The sequence below is a fragment of the Micromonospora sp. CA-269861 genome (genome assembly GCF_050948505.1).
In the GTDB taxonomy this organism is placed as follows: domain Bacteria; phylum Actinomycetota; class Actinomycetes; order Mycobacteriales; family Micromonosporaceae; genus Micromonospora.
The window spans coordinates 5,731,964-5,746,420 of the sequence record NZ_CP192014.1 but is presented as its reverse complement, the minus strand read 5'-3'; the positions used below and the strand labels follow the sequence as shown (position 1 = coordinate 5,746,420).

Sequence of the window (14,457 nt, the reverse complement as noted above, 5' to 3'; positions counted from 1 at the left end):
CATGACGGTCGTGCATCCGATCACCCGGGCCTGGGTCACCACTGGCGGCACCAGCGCGCAAAACTACGACGAGTTCGCCGACGACGCGGAGATCACCGCGATCATCGAGTCGAACCCGCACAGCGCTCTCGGCATCGAGATGCCGCACCGCGCCCCGCAGAGCCTGGGCAAGTCGTTCCTCGACGCGCTGCCGGACGCGGTGGCCCGCCTCGCCGAGGCCAAGGCCGACGGCAGTTACACCCCTGCCGAGCAGGTCGTGGTGCTCTACCGGATCAGCGCACCCGGCGAGGAGCCGGCGTACGGGCTGTTCGCGATGGTGGACACCGACCAGATCTCCACCCGGGCGGACGAGCCGGGCCTGGTCATCCGTAACGAGGACGTCTTCATCGCCAAGGTGCGCGAGCGGGTGGCGCTTGCCGACGCGCTGGGCCACCTGCTGTCACCCGTACTCCTGCTCCAGACCGGGCGTGGCGACGAGCTGCACGCCGCGCTCGCGGCGGCGACCGACACGGCCGGCGCGCCCGCCGCGACCGACACCGACCAGGCGGGGCGCACGCACGCCATCTGGCTGCTCGGCCCCGGCCCGGAGCAGGCCACGCTCACCGCCCTCGCCGGTGGCGGGGACCTGGTCGTCGCGGACGGCAACCACCGCAGCCTGGCCGCCCAGACCGGGGGGCTGCCGCGCTTCCTGGCCGTGGTCACCACCCCCGCGTCGGTGGCCATCCAGCCATACAACCGGCTGGTCAGCGAGCTGACCACCTCACCGGCCGAGCTGCTCGACCGGCTGCGGGCCGCGGGCGCCGAGGTCGAGCCGATCGACGGCCCGGTCGAGGTCCCGGCGGCCGGCGGCACCGTGCACCTCCGCCTCGACGGCCAGGGGTACGCGGTGCGCCTGCCCGCCACCGCCTCGGCCCGCCTGGAGAACCTGGACCACGCCCTGGTCGAGCGGCTGGTGCTGCGCGACGCTCTCGGTCTGGACCCGGGCGACAAGCGGATCACCTACGTCGGTGGTGACTACCCGGCGAGCTGGCTCACCGGTGAGGTCGACGCCGGGCGGGCCGAGTTGGCCATCCTGATCGCGCCGGTGACCGTGGCGGATTTCGTCGCCGTCAACCTGGCCAGGGAGAAGATGCCCCGCAAGAGCACCTGGTTCACCCCGAAGGCGCGCGGCGGTCTGGTCGTCGCCGAACTGCCGCGTTGAGTGCCACCCGCACGACCGTGTGACGAACCCGGCTCGGGGACGCCGCCCCTGTGACGTCCCCGAGCCCGGCCTGACAGACTGCCCGGTATGCGCGTCTACCTGGGATCCGATCACGCCGGTTTCGAGTTGAAGGTGCACCTGGCCAACCACCTGGCCATGCAGGGCTACGACGTGGTCGACGTCGGCCCGCACGGCTACGACCCGGACGACGACTACCCCACGTTCTGCCTGCACACCGGCGACCAGGTGGTGGCCGACGAGGCGGGCCTCGGAGTGGTCATCGGTGGCTCCGGCAACGGTGAGCAGATCGCCGCCAACAAGGTCGCCGGCGTCCGCGCCGCGCTGGCCTGGAGCGTCGAGACCGCTCAGCTGGCCCGTCAGCACAACGACGCGAACGTGGTCGCCATCGGGGCCCGTCAGCACACGCTGGACGAGGCGACAGGCATCGTCGAGGCCTTCCTGAACACGCCGTTCTCCGGCAACGAGCGGCACGCTCGTCGGATCGCCCAGGTGGCCGAGTACGAGCGGACCCGGAAGCTGCCCGACCTGCCCTGACCGTGCGTCGCTCAGCGTGGCGAGCGGGGCAACTCCTCGCGGGGCACCCAGTTCCGTCGGACGACCACCACCCGGGCCTCCGCCTCGGCCAGGTCGTCGTCGTCGGGGCGGGCCGCGTCCCGGGCCCGTAGGGCGGCGCTGAGCCCCACCTGGGACGAGCCGGAACCGACCAACCCGCGCAGCCCCCGCTCGCCGTCGCGCTCGTCGCCGCCGGCGTTCCTGCGTCGCGGCGGTGGGTCGTCACCGTCGTGCACGGCCGGCGTGCTTGTCGTCGGGCTGTCGGCACCCGGTCTGGCCGTCTCGGTGTCGGCGTGGTGGCGCAGCCGTCGCCGTCGCCGGTCGGGGTCACCCATCAGCCGACCGTACCCTGCCCGGCCTGATCCGGCAGCGTCGTGCGGTCGCGCGTCCCGGCCGGGGTCGGCGACCGATTTGCCGGCTGGCTACCCTCGAATGCAGGCGGTGCTGTTGCCGTCGGTCAGGGGGAGCACAGATGGCAGACCAGACGCAGCCGTGGGCGGAGCGGACCGTGGAGGTGCCACCGCAGGCCGGCGTCGGGGTGCCGCCGCAGCGCGACGGGTTCCGCCGGGGGGTCGCTCCGGTGGGTCAGCCGCGCACCCCGCGGACGGAGCCGTTCCCGGTGGTCGAGCAGGAGCCGACCGGCACCGGGTGGCCGGGCGGGCCGGTGCCGCGCCGCTCACTGAGCGCGCGGATGGCGCAACTGCGTCGCGGCGGTGAGTGGAGCGCGGCGGGCGGCCTCTTCGCGTTCGTGTGCTGGGGGATCTGGGCGCTGTCCGGCCAGGGTGACCTGAGCGGCCCGCTGCTGGTGCTGGTGCTCAGCCTGCTGGTGGCGGTCGGCCTGTTCGCCCTGTTTAGGCTGGTCGGCCGGGTGGTGCTGGAGCGGCAGCTGGGCCGGGTCCGGCGTAGCGCCCGAGGTGCCCACCTGGCGACGGCCGTCTTCCTCGCCGGCCTCGGTGTGGCGTGGCTCCAGCAGACCGAGTGGGTCGTCTCGGCCTGGAACTGGATCTCCTCGAACTGACCCGGGGAACGCCGGGCGGGCCGGCCTTCGCCGCCCGCCCGCGCGCCCGGTCGCGGCACGCCGCGACACCGGTCGTCTCCCCACCAGGCAAGGCTGCCGCTTACCCGGCCGGCCGCCGTTCATCCGTGGCCGGCCGGTCCGACTGGTTACCCGTTCGGGGAGCCTGCTGCCCCGGTGCGCTCGCGTCAGCGCTCGGGTTTGTGCGCCCGGACCAGGATGCGTTGGGCGTGGGCCACGAACGGACCGTGCCGGCGGATGTGGTGGTGCAGATCGGCGAGGCGGGCCCGGTAGCGGTCCACGGTGAAGTCCGGCACCGTCCAGATGACCTTGCGGAGGAAGTGCACCACCGCCGCGACGTCGTTGAAGGTGGTCGGTAACGCCTCGTGCCGCAGCTCGTCGATGACCAGGCCGGCGGCCTGCGCGCCGGCGGCGGCGCGGGCTGGGCTGCGTTCGTCGCTGATCTCACGGGGACCGGTGAGGAACTGGGCCAGCTCCCGGTTGGAGCCGGGGCCGATTTGCTGGGCCAGGTACCGCCCGCCGGGTGTGAGCACCCGCGCGATCTCGTCCCAGAGCACGACGTTGGGATGCCGGCTCACCACCAGGTCGAACGTCTCGTCGGGAAACGGGAACGGGGCGTCCTCGGCAACGTCGACCACCCGCACGCCGCGCGGTTCGAGCGCGCGCCGGGCCAGTTCAAGGTTGGGCGGCCAGTGTTCGGTGGCCACGATCACCGCGGGAAACGCCGGCACCTCGGAGAGCACCTCCCCGCCCCCGGTCTGGATGTCCAGCGCGGCGCGGGCCACCCTCATCTGGGCTGCCATGAGTTTCAGATATCCCCAGGACGGCCGCTGTTCTGTCGCGCGGCCGTGGAACCAGGAGAAGTCCCAACCGTCCACGGATGCGTCGGCACCTTCGCGGAGCAGATCCTCGAAGGTCGCCGTGTCCTGCATCAGGCCAGGCTGACAGGCCGTGGTGGCGATGGCAAGAAGGAATGGCCCGTGTCGGCGCAGGGTGCATGCAATGACTCCTGTCAGTGATCTGACACCGATTCCGAACGATCTTTCGGCGAGAATTTGTCACGTGGCGGATCTCCTTCGTTTCGAGACTGATCAGGGCGTCCTCCTCGTCGAGGAACACGCGGGCACCGACCTGGAACGGGTCGGCCTCCTCGACCGGATCCGCCCCGCCCGGCAGACGCTGGAAATGGCACTGGCCCAGATCAAACCGGCGCTCGACGCGGCGCTGGGCGTCATTCACGGGGTGTCGGTCCGCCCCGATCAGCTGGAGGTCGAGATCGGCGTCACCCTCACCGCGGAGGCCGGCGCCGTGGTCGCCCGTACCAGCGCGCAGGGCCACCTCAAGGTCAAGCTGATCTGGAGCTCGGGCGTCGCCGCCCTGCCGTCGCCGACTGAGGACGGGCCCGTCGCGCAGGAGACCGTCGCGCATGACTGACCGCAGCGCCGGCCGCCGGCCGCCGACCGTCCGGGTCGAATGGTCGGTGGAGCAGGGATGACCGGCACCCGGTCGCTCGCCGGCCGGGTTCGGATCCTCGGCGGCCACTCCCCGTCGGTCGTCGGCGCGGGCATCCAGCTGACCACCGACCTGGTGCTGACCTGCTGGCACGTCGTCAACGACGGCACCGGAGCCGACCAGCCCGGGTTGCTCGTCGACACACCGAGCCAGCCCGGCACCCGGATCGCCGCCGAGGTGACCTGGTCCCGGGCTGTCGGCCCGGCGGGCGAGGGAGACGTGGCGGTCCTGCGCTGCGCGACACCACTGCCGTCCGCCCCCGCGACCCTGGCCGATCGCGGCGACGACGAGTTCGACGTGCGGATAGTGGGTTACCCGGCGAACACCCCGGCGTCGGTGCTGGTGATGGCACGGGCCGTCGGTCCGGTCGACGCGAGCACCCGGTGGCGTCAACTCGACCGGGTCTCCTCGGCCACGGCGGCAGTCGACAGAGGGTTCAGTGGTTCCGGGGTGTACGCCTCGGATGGCGCAGTGGTGGGCATGGTGCTGGCCCGCACGAGCGTCGGCCAGCAACTGGTCGCCTGGATGCTGCCGGTCGGGCAGTGGCCCGCCCTGCTGCCGCCCGACCTGCTCCCGCCCGGTCTGCTGCCCCCTGCCGTGCTGCCGTCCGGCCCTCGGCCGGCCGTTGCCCGGCCGGTTCCCGCACCGCTCTCATTCGCGCAGAAGATGGCGCTGGCCCGGCTGCTGGAGGAAATCCCCGTACTCCGACACCCCGACAGCCGTCAATTGGTCATTCAGTCGTTGCCATCACACATCAGTCGGATGGTGAAACCATTCGGACCACTGGGTCTCGACATGTTCGGCCTGATTCGAACGGGCTTAGAATACGAGGATGGGATCGCGGCTCTCTATCGCGTCCTGCTGTTGACGGAAGGGTCGGGAAGCACACCACTGCGGGCCTTCCGTGACCTTGCCGAGAGCCTCGGTCTGCTGACGGGTACGGAGGACAATCGGTGACGACGCCCCGGATGCCGAGCGCCCAGGTGCAGGCCATCTGCGCCGCGCTGCTGTCGATGACGTCGATCAACGACGGGAACACCCGTTCGCTCTACCTCGACGAGGTCGAGGGGGAGCTGCGCAAACGACTCTCGGTGTCCCGGCACCCGGAGGTCCAGTACGACGTCTATCGCATCGTGCGCGCCTGCGCACAGGAGCCTCGGGGCGTGCCGACGCTGTTGCAGGTCATCGGCAACTTCCACCCGGGCGCCGCCGGGGTCACCCTCGCCCAGCAGGTCTACCTCTCCTGGCTCCTCGTGCAGGTGCTCACGGACGTCCCGACCGACGTGTTGACCGGGGCCGTCGCGGCAGTCGCGGATGGTCCGTTGTCTCCGGAGGACCTGCCCGGCCTCGTGGACGCCGTCGGCTGGCAGCCGGTGGGCGACTGGCCGGTCCCGGCGGCCGTGGCCTTGGCGGGCCTGGTCCAGGCGGGTCTGGAGTCGGACGGTACGCCGGTGGAGCAGTGGTTGCGGGATGCGGCGGCGGCCCTGCGGCTGAGCGCCGCCGACCTCGACGATGTGCGCGTGGCTGCGAAGGCGCACTGGACGTCGCTACGATCCCCGCACCAGGCGGCACCGGCCGAGGCCGGTGGAGAGGAACCTGAATCCGACATGCGCAGGACGATCATCATCGAGGAGACGACGCCCCAGCGATCCCGAACTCTCATCCGGGGCGGCGTCCCACCGCGCAACCTGTACTTCACCGGCCGGGAGAAGCAGCTCGTCGCGCTCGACGAACTGCTCTCCGCACAGCACCGGGCCTCGGTGCTGCCGGAAGCGGCGCTGCGCGGTGTCGGTGGGGTCGGCAAGACCCAGCTCGCGGTCGAGTTCGCCTACCGGTACGCGGACCGTTACCAGCTGATCTGGTGGATGGCCGCCGAGGATCTGACTGCGCTGCGTACCTCGATCGCGGCTCTCGGCGAGCGGCTCGGCCTGGCGGCGAGCGCCAGCCTGGAGCAGACAGTGCGGACGGTGCTCGACTCCCTGTCGACGAGTTCGCTCAGTTGGCTGCTGGTCTACGACAACGCCGACGACCCGCACGAGCTGGCCCCGCTCATGCCCTCGTCGAACCTCGTCGGCGAACGCGGCCACGTCCTCGTCACGTCCCGCAACATGGCCTGGTCGGCGAGCGCCCTGACCCTTGACGTCGACGTGTTCACCCGGGCCGAGAGCGTGGAACTGCTGCTCAAGCGACGCCCGGCGACCACCCCTGAGGATGCCCGCCGGCTCGCGGCGGAGCTCGGCGATCTGCCGCTCGCCCTGGAACAGGCCGCCAGTTGGCTGCTCACCATGCTGTCGTCGGTCGACGAATACCTCGTCGACCTCAAGGAACACGCCCGCGAGTTGCTGGGTGAGGGGCAGCCCCGGCAGTACCGGGGCACCGTGTTGACAGTGGTGTCGATGGCGCTCGCCGCGGTACGCGAGCAGAACCCGGCCGCCGCGCAGCTGATCCAACTGCTCGCCTTCCTCAGCCCCGACCCGGTCCCGATGCGCCTGCTGTGGGAGGGGCGTCGCGCCGGGTTGGACGAACCACTCCGCACCAGCCTGCAGGAGCGCAACGACATAGCCCGGGCCATCCGGCAACTGGCGTCGCTCGGGCTCGCGAAGGCGGACAACGCCGGCCGACACGTACAGGTGCACCGGTTGGTGCAGGCGGTCCTCCGGGAAGGGCTCGCCGAGCAGGGCGACGACAGCGCGCTGACGAACGCCCGCCGACTGCTGGCCGCCGCGAACCCGGGCTTCCCCGACGACCGGAGCACCTGGCCGCGCCACGCCGACATCGCGCCGCACGTCCGCGTCGCCGGCCTGATCCACGGTGACCTCGACTCCCGCCGGACGGCGATGGACCAGCTGCGCTACATCTACAACCTGGGCGACTTCGAAGGCTGCCGGGACTTCGCGGAGGAGATCCTGGCCGCCTGGGACCAGCCCGGCCCGGACGGCGAGCGCAGCGGCGATCCGCTGACCCTGCTGGCGATGCGACGGTACGCGGACGCCCTGCGGCTGCTCGCCGACCCGCGCGCCGCCGAGTTCGGCCTTCAGGCGCTGGAGCGGATGCGGACCAGCCTCGGTGAGGAGCACGAGTACACACTGGGCGCGGCGAACAGCGTCGGCGCGGACCTGCGGCGGATCGGCGACTTCGCGGCCGCCGCCGATCTGGACCGGCGCAACCTCGACGTGCACCGCCGGGTGCTCGGCGACGGGCATCCGAGCACGCTGCGGGTGATGAACTCGATGGCGATCAACCTTCGCCTGACCGGCGACTTCGAGGGGGCGTACCAGCTCAACCTCGAAGTGGCACGGCACGCCGGCGCGGCCGCGGAGGACGGCACCTATGCGCTGGTGCTGGCCCAGGAGGCCCAGGCGCGTGACCTCTACCTCCTGGGCCGGTACGCCGACGCGCTGGAACTACTGGACAGCTCCCTGCCGGTGCAGCGTTCGCTGCTGGGCGCGGAGCACCTCACCGTGCTGCGTGCCACCTGCATCCACATCGCCTGCCTGCGCAAGACCGGGCGGCTCGACGCCGCAGTGGTGGAGGGCGCTGCCAACTACCGCCTGGTGACCCGCCGCTTCGGGACCGACCACGTGCTGGCCGCGGAGGCCGGCATGACCTGCGCCAACGCCATGCGCGCAGCGGGCGACGCCACGCAGGCGTACGCCCTGGCCGCCCAGGGGCACGCCACCTTCCGAGCCGTCTTCGGGGAGCGGCATCCGGTCACGCTCTGCGCCGCGGTCAACCTCGGGGTGATCCTGCGGGCGCGCAACTTCGACCGTGAGGCGCGGGAGCTGGGCGCGGCCACCCTGCTGGGGATGGGCGAGGCGCTGCCGCCCACCCATCCGTACCTGCTGAGCGCGCGCTCGGCGCAGGCGATCAACCTGGTCCGGTCGCACCGGTTGGAACAGGCGCAGGTGCTCTCCGAGGCGATCCTCGAGGACTCGCGTCGCCTGCGTGGGCCGGGGCACCCGTACACGCTCTACTGCGCGGTCAACGCGGGGGTCGATCTGATCGAGGTCGGCGAGGAGGCTCGGGGCCGCGAGTTGCTCGACGAGGCTGCCGCAGCGCTGGAGGCGTTGTTCGGGCCGGACCATCCGGAGGTGGACGCGGCCCGGGGGCAGCGTCGCATCGAGTGCGACATCGAGACCGTCGGGCTGACCTGACGCCTCGCGCGACGGCCGTGCGCCAGCCGCGGGTTCATCCGGTGGTGATCGTCGGTCGATGTGCGCGCTCGGCCTCCGCCACCTCCCGCCGCCCGGCGGCGTCGGCCGACGCCGGGATCGGCACGGCGGCCAGCCGGCCGATCCGTTCGGACAGGCGGTCCGCCCAGAGCCGCCCGGCCGAGGTGAGACTTCCGGCCCGGGCGAGTTCGACGAGCGCGCGCTCCAGTTGCGCGCGTACCACCGCGAATCGAGCGGTGGCCTGGGCCGCCAGTTCCGGATCGGCGCGCAGCGCGGCCCACACCTCGGCGACGGCTGTGAACGCGTACGTGCCGTGCAGCAGGCCGCCGATCGGGCGCGGGTCGGGACGCCAGGGCGCGAAGTACCGCACCGGATCGGCCGGTTCGTAGAGCTGGACCAGACCGAGGACGGCGTTGAGTTTGCTGTGTTGCAGCTCGTGCACCATCGTCACGGCCAGGTCCACCGGGTCGAGGTCGGCGTCGGCGGCGAACGCCCCGAAGGCGTCGGCGTGCGTGACGCTGTGCCCGCGCTCGGCACCACCGGCCAGCGGCACGAACGTGGTGATCCCGGCGGCCACCTCGGCGGCGTGCGTCGGGGCGTACGCGACGAGCAGGTGCCAGGCGTGCCCGACGGACCGCTCCAGCTCCGCGGCGCGCGGTGGCGTGAGCCGCGCGGCGACAGGTAGCCCGAAGCAGTCGCGGTAGGGGTCCAGGTCGTCGACGCGGAGGTCGAGGGTGACCGACTGGTCGGTGAGGCGCCACCAGCGGGTGGGTGCCCACTGTCGCCCGGTCAGGTCGGCAGGCGTCACAGTCGTGCTGCCGCCGCGTCGGCGCACCACCCCGAGGCCCGGCACGGGCACCAGCCCCGCGCACGGCGTGACCGGTACCGCCGCGTCCGACCAACCGCTGAGGGCGGCCGCCGCGAGCGCCGCGAACGGCAGGTAGTCCGGTCGGCCGGTGGTGCCGTGCCGGACCCGATCGACCGCCCAGACGGCCAGCCACGGATGGTCGAGCAGCACGTCCGCGGCGGCGGGGTCGAGGCGGTGGGCGTGGCCGAGCAGGCGCGCCGCCGCCGCCAGCGTGTCGTCGGTGTCGGCGAGGTTCTTGAGGACGAGCATCGTGCGGTTGCGTTGCGCGTGCCGCAGACCGCGGATGGAGGCCGGGCCCGCGCTGCCGTCGGCCAGTCGGGTGAAGTCCGACCGCGTCAGGTGGAGTCGGCGCCGGGATCGAGGAAGCTGTTCCAGCCGGTCAGCGTCGTCTGCCGGGGACTCTTCAGTGTCGCGACCAGTTCCTCGATCCATCGGGCCAGTTCCGGATCCTCGTCGCGTAGCAGGTGGCTCAGGCCCTGCGTCAACACGTCAACCACGACGAGGTGATCAGGTGCGGGTTGCTCAGTCATCGATGTCCCGGGTTGGCGCAGGCGTGCTGACATGAAAACACGTCAACGTCTGTGATCACCATCGCCTTACCGTCCGCCGCCGCGCCCGTACCGCCGCCGGTCGTGCCCGGCGGCGGTACGGGACCCACTGGTCAGCCGGCAGCCGCCTCGGCGGCCGCGTAGTCGCGGGCCACCCGGACCATCTCCACCAGCCCGCCGGCGTACTCCTGGGACTCGCCGTGCGCCTCGTCGAACGGCGGCTGGAAGCCGACGCCCTCCCACTGGTTGGTCGCCGGGTTCCACAGGTCGTTGCCGACCTCGAAGTCCCAGGCGAAGATGCCCAGCTCGTAGTAGAGCTGGTCGGCCGAGTTGCCGGCGGCCGAGTAGAGCACGTCGGCGACCGGTCCGGTCTGCGACGGCCAGGTGACGGTGCCGCGCTCCTGGGCGATGGCGCCGACGATCCGCCGGGCACTGTTGAGGAACAGCGTCGACTCGTCGATCGACGGTCGCGGCAGGGTGACCCTGCCGTCGGCCCGGTACGCCCCCGGCGGCCACATGAAGTACCCGCCGTAGGAGTGCACGTTCATCGCGAACTTGATGTTCGGGTGGTCCTCGGCGAGCGCGATCACGTTGCGGCTCTCCGCCTCGGACAGCTCCGCGGTGCCCGCGAAGTTGCCGGACAGGCAGTTCGCGCTGGCACCCACGTAGCCGTCGAAGTACGACCCGACGGTGTAGTTGCGGTTGATGTCGACGCCCCACGAGGTGCGGTTCTTCGGGTCGCGGGCCGCCCCGGTGCAGTGGTTCACGAGATTCTTGCGCTGGAAGTTGAAGTCGTTGAACGAGTAGTTCGCGCCGTCCGGGTTGACCGTCGGGATGATGAAGATGTCGACCTGCTCCAGCAGCTCACGGGTGGCCGGGTCGGTCCGGGCGTTGGCCAGCATCCGCTCCGCGAACTCCAGTGTCACCAACGGCGTGGCCCACTCCCGGGCGTGTTCCTGGGAGTACGCGAGCACCCCGACCCGGGAGCCGTCCCGGTGTACGCCGAGGCGCAGCGCCTGCACCGTCCACGGCCGCGTCGGCACCTCGGTGCCCTGGAGGCCGTCGTCGAGCCGGGCGGGGCCGGCGACGGGCATCGGCAGCCCGGCCGAGCCGTCCTCGACGGTGGCCCGGAACCGGTCCGGTTGACGGGAGTTGATCGCCGCCGCGACCTCGTCGGTGGTGCTCACCGTCTTCCCGGCGGTGTCGGTGGCCAGCGACACGGTCAGCACACGATCCCGGTAGCCGACGGTCAACGGTCGGTTCGCCCGGCCCGGGTCGACCGTCCGCACCTGTACGCCGTTCATGTTCTGGTCGCCGAAGCGGACCGATTCGACCACCAGGGCGGCCACGGCCGGGTCGCCCAGGTACGCGGCGGCGGTGCGCCGGTATCCCTGGGTCTTGTTCGGCAGGTCGATCACGTCAACCAGGTCCCGGTACTGGCGGGCCAGCCGTTTGATCCGCGCCTGAATGTCCACCGGCGTCAGGTACGCGTCGATGAAGTCCTTCTGGTAACCGGCCGGCAGCGGCGGCGGCGTGGCGTTCGGCCAGAGCGTCGGCGTGACCGCCCGGCTGACCCCGCCGAGGCTTGAGGTGGCGCTCAGCTGGACCGGCCGGCTCGGCACCGGCTGGGGGAGCGCGTAGTGGTACTGGTACTCGCCGGAGTCCTCGAACCGGTACAGCGGGAACGAGCCGGTGGTGCCGTCCGCCGTCCGCCAACTGACGGTGATCTCGACATCCGGGTCGTCGGTGGCGGTGGTGGCCACCTGGGCCTGCAGGAAGGTCTGTCCGGTCGTCGTCCACCAGTACGCCTGCTGCACCTGGAGGGTGTCCACGGCAGCGGCGGCGGTGGTGGACCGCTGGCCGGCGGCCGGTGCGCGCAGTCCAGCGGCGGTGCGGGCCTGCGCCGCGCGGACGCTGTCGGCGTAGTGCCGGTTCCCGTCCCCGGCGTGCTGCACGATCTGCACGGCCGTCGCACCCTGTGCGGTCAGTTCGGCGAGCTGCGTGCCGCTGAGCACCAGGTCGGCGAGGATCCGGCCGTCCCGTGCGCGGGGCCGGTTGGCCAGGTCCGCGCCGGTGGCGACGAGCCTGTCCAACTGGGCCTGGTCCCGGAGTTGGACCCGGACCACTGCGGTCTCGGTGGCGCTCAGAGTGATCGGTGCTGCCGGTGCGGCGGGGGCCGCCGCTCCGGAAGCGGGATGGGACAACACTGCGCTGAACAGGATCACTGTGGTGGCGGCAGCTGTCCACCGTCGTCGGACGATCATGTGCCCTCCTGTGACGGACGTCGATGTGCTTGGTCCTTACACCAGTGCACAGATCGACACCTGTCAAGGTGGTGGTGCGTTGATCCCTGTGACATCTGCGGGAGTTCCGGCGCAACCCTCCGAGCCGGACCCCGCGTGACTATCTCGAAACGGGGATCGGAGGCCTGAATGAGCGATCGCGACGAGGCGTTCGCCGAGTACTTCGCGGCACGGTCCGGTGCCATGCGCGGCACCGCGTACCTGCTGTGCGGCGACTGGCACCGTGCCGAAGACCTGGTCCAGACCACGTTCGTCAAGCTCTACCGGGTCTGGAACCGGGTCTCCCGGCACGAGGTGCTCGACAGCTACGTGCGCCAGATCCTGATCCGGACCTTCCTCGACGAGCGCCGCCGCGGCTGGTGGCGGCGTGAACAGGTGGGTGGCGAGGACGCCGAGCAGGTGGCCCCGCCCGACTCACCGGAGAGCCGACTGGTGCTGCTCCAGGCGCTGGCCCGGGTGGCGCCGCGCCAGCGGGCCGTGCTGGTTCTGCGCTACTGGGAGGACCTGTCGATCGAGGACGTCGCGGCGTTGCTGGAGTGTTCTCCAGGGACGGTGAAGAGCCAGGCGGCACGCGGGCTCGACGCGTTGCGCGGCCTCCTGACACCCACCTACAGCGGGATCGAGATGGGGGAGCGATGAACGAGCAGGAGTTGCGCGAGGGGCTGCGCAGCGAGATGGCGGGGATAACCCCGCCACCACCATTGAGTACGACGGCCGCGCTCGGCGCGGCACGGCGGACGCGCTTCCGCCGACGCGCGGTGTGGGCGTCCCTCGGATCGGCGGCTGTCGTGCTGGCGGTCACCGGCTTCGCGGCCGTCGCCACTCCGGACGGCCGCGTCTACCAACCGGCGGGTCAGGGGTCACTGGCGTCTCCGGACACCAAGGAGCCGTGGCCGACCGGGCCGAACGGCCAGCCGCAGGAGGACCGGACCGCGCGGGCCGGGTCCAAATACGACCAGGGTGTGCACCTGCTCAGTGAGGTTGTCTCGGTGGTACCCGCCGGCTACACCACACCGGAGGATCCGCCGGGCCAGCCCGCCGAGGAACGGACGTTGCGGACCCACCAGGCGCAGTTCGAGGCAAGGGTGGACGGCGCCGACGTGTGGAGCTACTCGTCCTCGGCGGCCGTGGCCCAGGGCGGGGGCACCGGGCGCGTGATCGTCGAGGTGCACGACGCCGGTAACCCGCTGCCGGCCGAGCCGTGCGACCTGGCCCAGAAATTCTGGGGCATGCGGGGCGAGTGCCGGGTCGAGACCGTCGGCGCGATGCGGGTCGGCGTGGTGGTCCGACCGGGCAGCGACGATCGGCTCGACCAGTGGTCGGCGTACCGGCACCCGGACGGCGTGGTGGTCTTCGTGGCGCAGGGCGTGCGGCTGGACGAGAGCCGGCCGGCGTTGACGAGGCTGCCGTTCTCCGTGCCGCAGTTGGCGGCTCTCGCGGTCGACGAACGGTTCCACCTGAAGTGACACGGCGACTCGGCCTCGCCGAGTGGGTCCAGGTGCCGCCACCGGCGGTCCACCTGGGCCCTGCTGTGTCTCAACGGCGGGCCGTGCGAGGCACGAGGACGAGGAGGACCGGATTTGCGACAGTGGCATCCCGTGCGCCGAGTCCTGTACAGCAGTGCGCCCCCCGACCTGGGCCGGAGGGCGTTGGAGCGGGCGACGAGAATCGAACTCGCGTAGTCAGTTTGGAAGACTGAAGCTCTACCATTGAGCTACGCCCGCGTGCATCCCGCCGAAACAGGACGCGCCCCTAGCGTACCCAATGCCGTTGCCCGACGCGTAACCGCGCCACCGCCCCGCGGTGCCGCGCCGTCCCCGACGCGGCGGCACGGGGACCCAAGATCCCCGCAACATCCGGGACGTAGTGGTCTAGGCGCGCCGTGAGGCCACCACATCCGTGAAGTTGCGCGGATCTTGGCGCGAGGCGCACGAGCACGCCGAGCGCGTGGGGTGGAATGGGAGTTTTCGGGGGTTCTGTCCGGGTGGGGGATGCCCCGGCACCGACTGAGGCGTGGCGACGGCATAGACTGCACGTCGCCACGGGGTGTGGCGCAGCTTGGTAGCGCACTCGCTTTGGGAGCGAGGGGCCGTGGGTTCAAATCCCGCCACCCCGACTGTCGTCCGCGGCCGGGCCGACCCGGGTGCCGCCCAGTGCGGTCCCCGGGCGATGCCGGAGCGTCAGGCCGGCTCGCCTACACTCGATGGGCTGAATCACGCCCAGACTCAACTGAGATCCGTCAAG

13 protein-coding genes and 2 tRNA genes are annotated in these 14,457 nt (G+C 71.7%); 9 read left to right on the top strand and 6 right to left on the bottom strand.

The window, feature by feature from the left end:
- Position 1: 1 nt before the first annotated feature.
- Both ACQP0U_RS26265 and ACQP0U_RS26260 read left to right on the top strand, forming a co-directional pair.
- Positions 2-1,201, top strand: a complete 1,200-nt coding sequence (locus tag ACQP0U_RS26265) for a DUF1015 family protein (protein ID WP_433312027.1) — start codon at positions 2-4, stop codon at positions 1,199-1,201.
- Between the two features lie 87 nt (positions 1,202-1,288).
- Positions 1,289-1,756 carry a ribose-5-phosphate isomerase gene (locus ACQP0U_RS26260; RefSeq protein WP_433312024.1) on the top strand — a complete coding sequence of 156 codons (468 nt, stop codon included), beginning with the start codon at positions 1,289-1,291 and terminating at the stop codon, positions 1,754-1,756.
- Positions 1,757-1,767: 11 nt separating this feature from the next.
- Here ACQP0U_RS26260 and ACQP0U_RS26255 read toward each other — a convergent pair whose 3' ends face one another.
- Positions 1,768-2,109 (bottom strand): hypothetical protein, encoded by a 342-nt coding sequence (locus ACQP0U_RS26255; protein WP_433312021.1) that lies wholly within the window; start codon positions 2,107-2,109, stop codon positions 1,768-1,770.
- 137 nt (positions 2,110-2,246) lie between these two features.
- Between ACQP0U_RS26255 and ACQP0U_RS26250 the strand changes: the two genes are divergently transcribed.
- Positions 2,247-2,792 (top strand): hypothetical protein, encoded by a 546-nt coding sequence (locus ACQP0U_RS26250; protein ID WP_433312019.1) that lies wholly within the window; start codon positions 2,247-2,249, stop codon positions 2,790-2,792.
- A gap of 185 nt (positions 2,793-2,977) precedes the next feature.
- Here the strand turns inward: ACQP0U_RS26250 and ACQP0U_RS26245 are convergent, their stop codons facing one another.
- A complete protein-coding gene (locus ACQP0U_RS26245) occupies positions 2,978-3,742 on the bottom strand; it encodes a class I SAM-dependent methyltransferase (protein WP_433312016.1) in 765 nt (254 codons plus the stop codon).
- A 130-nt stretch (positions 3,743-3,872) separates the two neighbouring features.
- Between ACQP0U_RS26245 and ACQP0U_RS26240 the strand changes: the two genes are divergently transcribed.
- Genes ACQP0U_RS26240 through fxsT form a run of 3 tightly spaced genes read left to right on the top strand, consistent with a single transcriptional unit; the run spans position 3,873 to position 8,476 of the window.
- A complete protein-coding gene (locus ACQP0U_RS26240; RefSeq protein ID WP_433312013.1) occupies positions 3,873-4,244 on the top strand; it encodes a CU044_2847 family protein in 372 nt (123 codons plus the stop codon).
- A 57-nt stretch (positions 4,245-4,301) separates the two neighbouring features.
- Positions 4,302-5,279, top strand: a complete 978-nt coding sequence (locus ACQP0U_RS26235) for a trypsin-like peptidase domain-containing protein (RefSeq protein WP_433312010.1) — start codon at positions 4,302-4,304, stop codon at positions 5,277-5,279.
- Positions 5,276-8,476, top strand: coding sequence for an FxSxx-COOH system tetratricopeptide repeat protein (gene fxsT, locus ACQP0U_RS26230; protein ID WP_433312007.1), 3,201 nt, complete (start codon positions 5,276-5,278; stop codon positions 8,474-8,476). Before ACQP0U_RS26235 ends, fxsT begins: the two co-directional genes overlap by 4 nt.
- A gap of 34 nt (positions 8,477-8,510) precedes the next feature.
- On the opposite strand, the gene ACQP0U_RS26225 is transcribed toward fxsT, so the two are convergent.
- The 3 genes from ACQP0U_RS26225 to ACQP0U_RS26215 all read right to left on the bottom strand — a co-directional run bounded on the left by ACQP0U_RS26225 (position 8,511) and on the right by ACQP0U_RS26215 (position 12,174).
- Positions 8,511-9,611: an aKG-HExxH-type peptide beta-hydroxylase gene (locus ACQP0U_RS26225; RefSeq protein WP_433312005.1), complete on the bottom strand. Its 1,101-nt coding sequence runs from the start codon at positions 9,609-9,611 to the stop codon at positions 8,511-8,513.
- An 86-nt stretch (positions 9,612-9,697) separates the two neighbouring features.
- On the bottom strand, positions 9,698-9,892 hold the full coding sequence (locus ACQP0U_RS26220) for a hypothetical protein (RefSeq protein WP_433312002.1): 195 nt from the start codon (positions 9,890-9,892) through the stop codon (positions 9,698-9,700).
- Between the two features lie 131 nt (positions 9,893-10,023).
- On the bottom strand, positions 10,024-12,174 hold the full coding sequence (locus ACQP0U_RS26215) for a M14 family zinc carboxypeptidase (protein WP_433311999.1): 2,151 nt from the start codon (positions 12,172-12,174) through the stop codon (positions 10,024-10,026).
- Positions 12,175-12,342: 168 nt separating this feature from the next.
- Here ACQP0U_RS26215 and ACQP0U_RS26210 point away from each other — a divergent pair, with 168 nt between their 5' ends.
- Together ACQP0U_RS26210 and ACQP0U_RS26205 are read left to right on the top strand one after the other, a co-directional pair.
- Entirely contained in the window at positions 12,343-12,852 is a 510-nt protein-coding gene (locus ACQP0U_RS26210) for a SigE family RNA polymerase sigma factor (RefSeq protein ID WP_433311996.1), read from the top strand.
- Positions 12,849-13,679: a hypothetical protein gene (locus ACQP0U_RS26205; protein ID WP_433311993.1), complete on the top strand. Its 831-nt coding sequence runs from the start codon at positions 12,849-12,851 to the stop codon at positions 13,677-13,679. The genes ACQP0U_RS26210 and ACQP0U_RS26205 overlap by 4 nt, the downstream gene beginning before the upstream one ends.
- A gap of 184 nt (positions 13,680-13,863) precedes the next feature.
- On the opposite strand, the gene ACQP0U_RS26200 is transcribed toward ACQP0U_RS26205, so the two are convergent.
- Positions 13,864-13,937: transfer RNA gene (locus tag ACQP0U_RS26200), tRNA-Gly, on the bottom strand.
- Positions 13,938-14,255: 318 nt separating this feature from the next.
- On the opposite strand from ACQP0U_RS26200, the gene ACQP0U_RS26195 reads away from it, so the two are divergent.
- Positions 14,256-14,329, top strand: a tRNA-Pro gene (locus ACQP0U_RS26195).
- Positions 14,330-14,457: the final 128 nt, after the last annotated feature.

Excerpts from the sequence above, each read along its gene's own strand:
- ACQP0U_RS26255 (WP_433312021.1), bottom strand. The coding sequence starts at position 2,109 with ATGGGTGACCCCGACCGGCGACGGCGACGGCTGCGCCACCACGCCGAC.
- ACQP0U_RS26245 (WP_433312016.1), bottom strand. The coding sequence starts at position 3,742 with ATGCAGGACACGGCGACCTTCGAGGATCTGCTCCGCGAAGGTGCCGAC.
- ACQP0U_RS26235 (WP_433312010.1), top strand. The coding sequence starts at position 4,302 with ATGACCGGCACCCGGTCGCTCGCCGGCCGGGTTCGGATCCTCGGCGGC.
- ACQP0U_RS26210 (WP_433311996.1), top strand. The coding sequence starts at position 12,343 with ATGAGCGATCGCGACGAGGCGTTCGCCGAGTACTTCGCGGCACGGTCC.
- ACQP0U_RS26250 (WP_433312019.1), top strand. The coding sequence starts at position 2,247 with ATGGCAGACCAGACGCAGCCGTGGGCGGAGCGGACCGTGGAGGTGCCA.
- ACQP0U_RS26215 (WP_433311999.1), bottom strand. The coding sequence starts at position 12,174 with ATGATCGTCCGACGACGGTGGACAGCTGCCGCCACCACAGTGATCCTG.
- ACQP0U_RS26220 (WP_433312002.1), bottom strand. The coding sequence starts at position 9,892 with ATGACTGAGCAACCCGCACCTGATCACCTCGTCGTGGTTGACGTGTTG.
- ACQP0U_RS26265 (WP_433312027.1), top strand. The coding sequence starts at position 2 with ATGACGGTCGTGCATCCGATCACCCGGGCCTGGGTCACCACTGGCGGC.
- ACQP0U_RS26225 (WP_433312005.1), bottom strand. The coding sequence starts at position 9,611 with ATGCTCGTCCTCAAGAACCTCGCCGACACCGACGACACGCTGGCGGCG.
- ACQP0U_RS26260 (WP_433312024.1), top strand. The coding sequence starts at position 1,289 with ATGCGCGTCTACCTGGGATCCGATCACGCCGGTTTCGAGTTGAAGGTG.
- ACQP0U_RS26205 (WP_433311993.1), top strand. The coding sequence starts at position 12,849 with ATGAACGAGCAGGAGTTGCGCGAGGGGCTGCGCAGCGAGATGGCGGGG.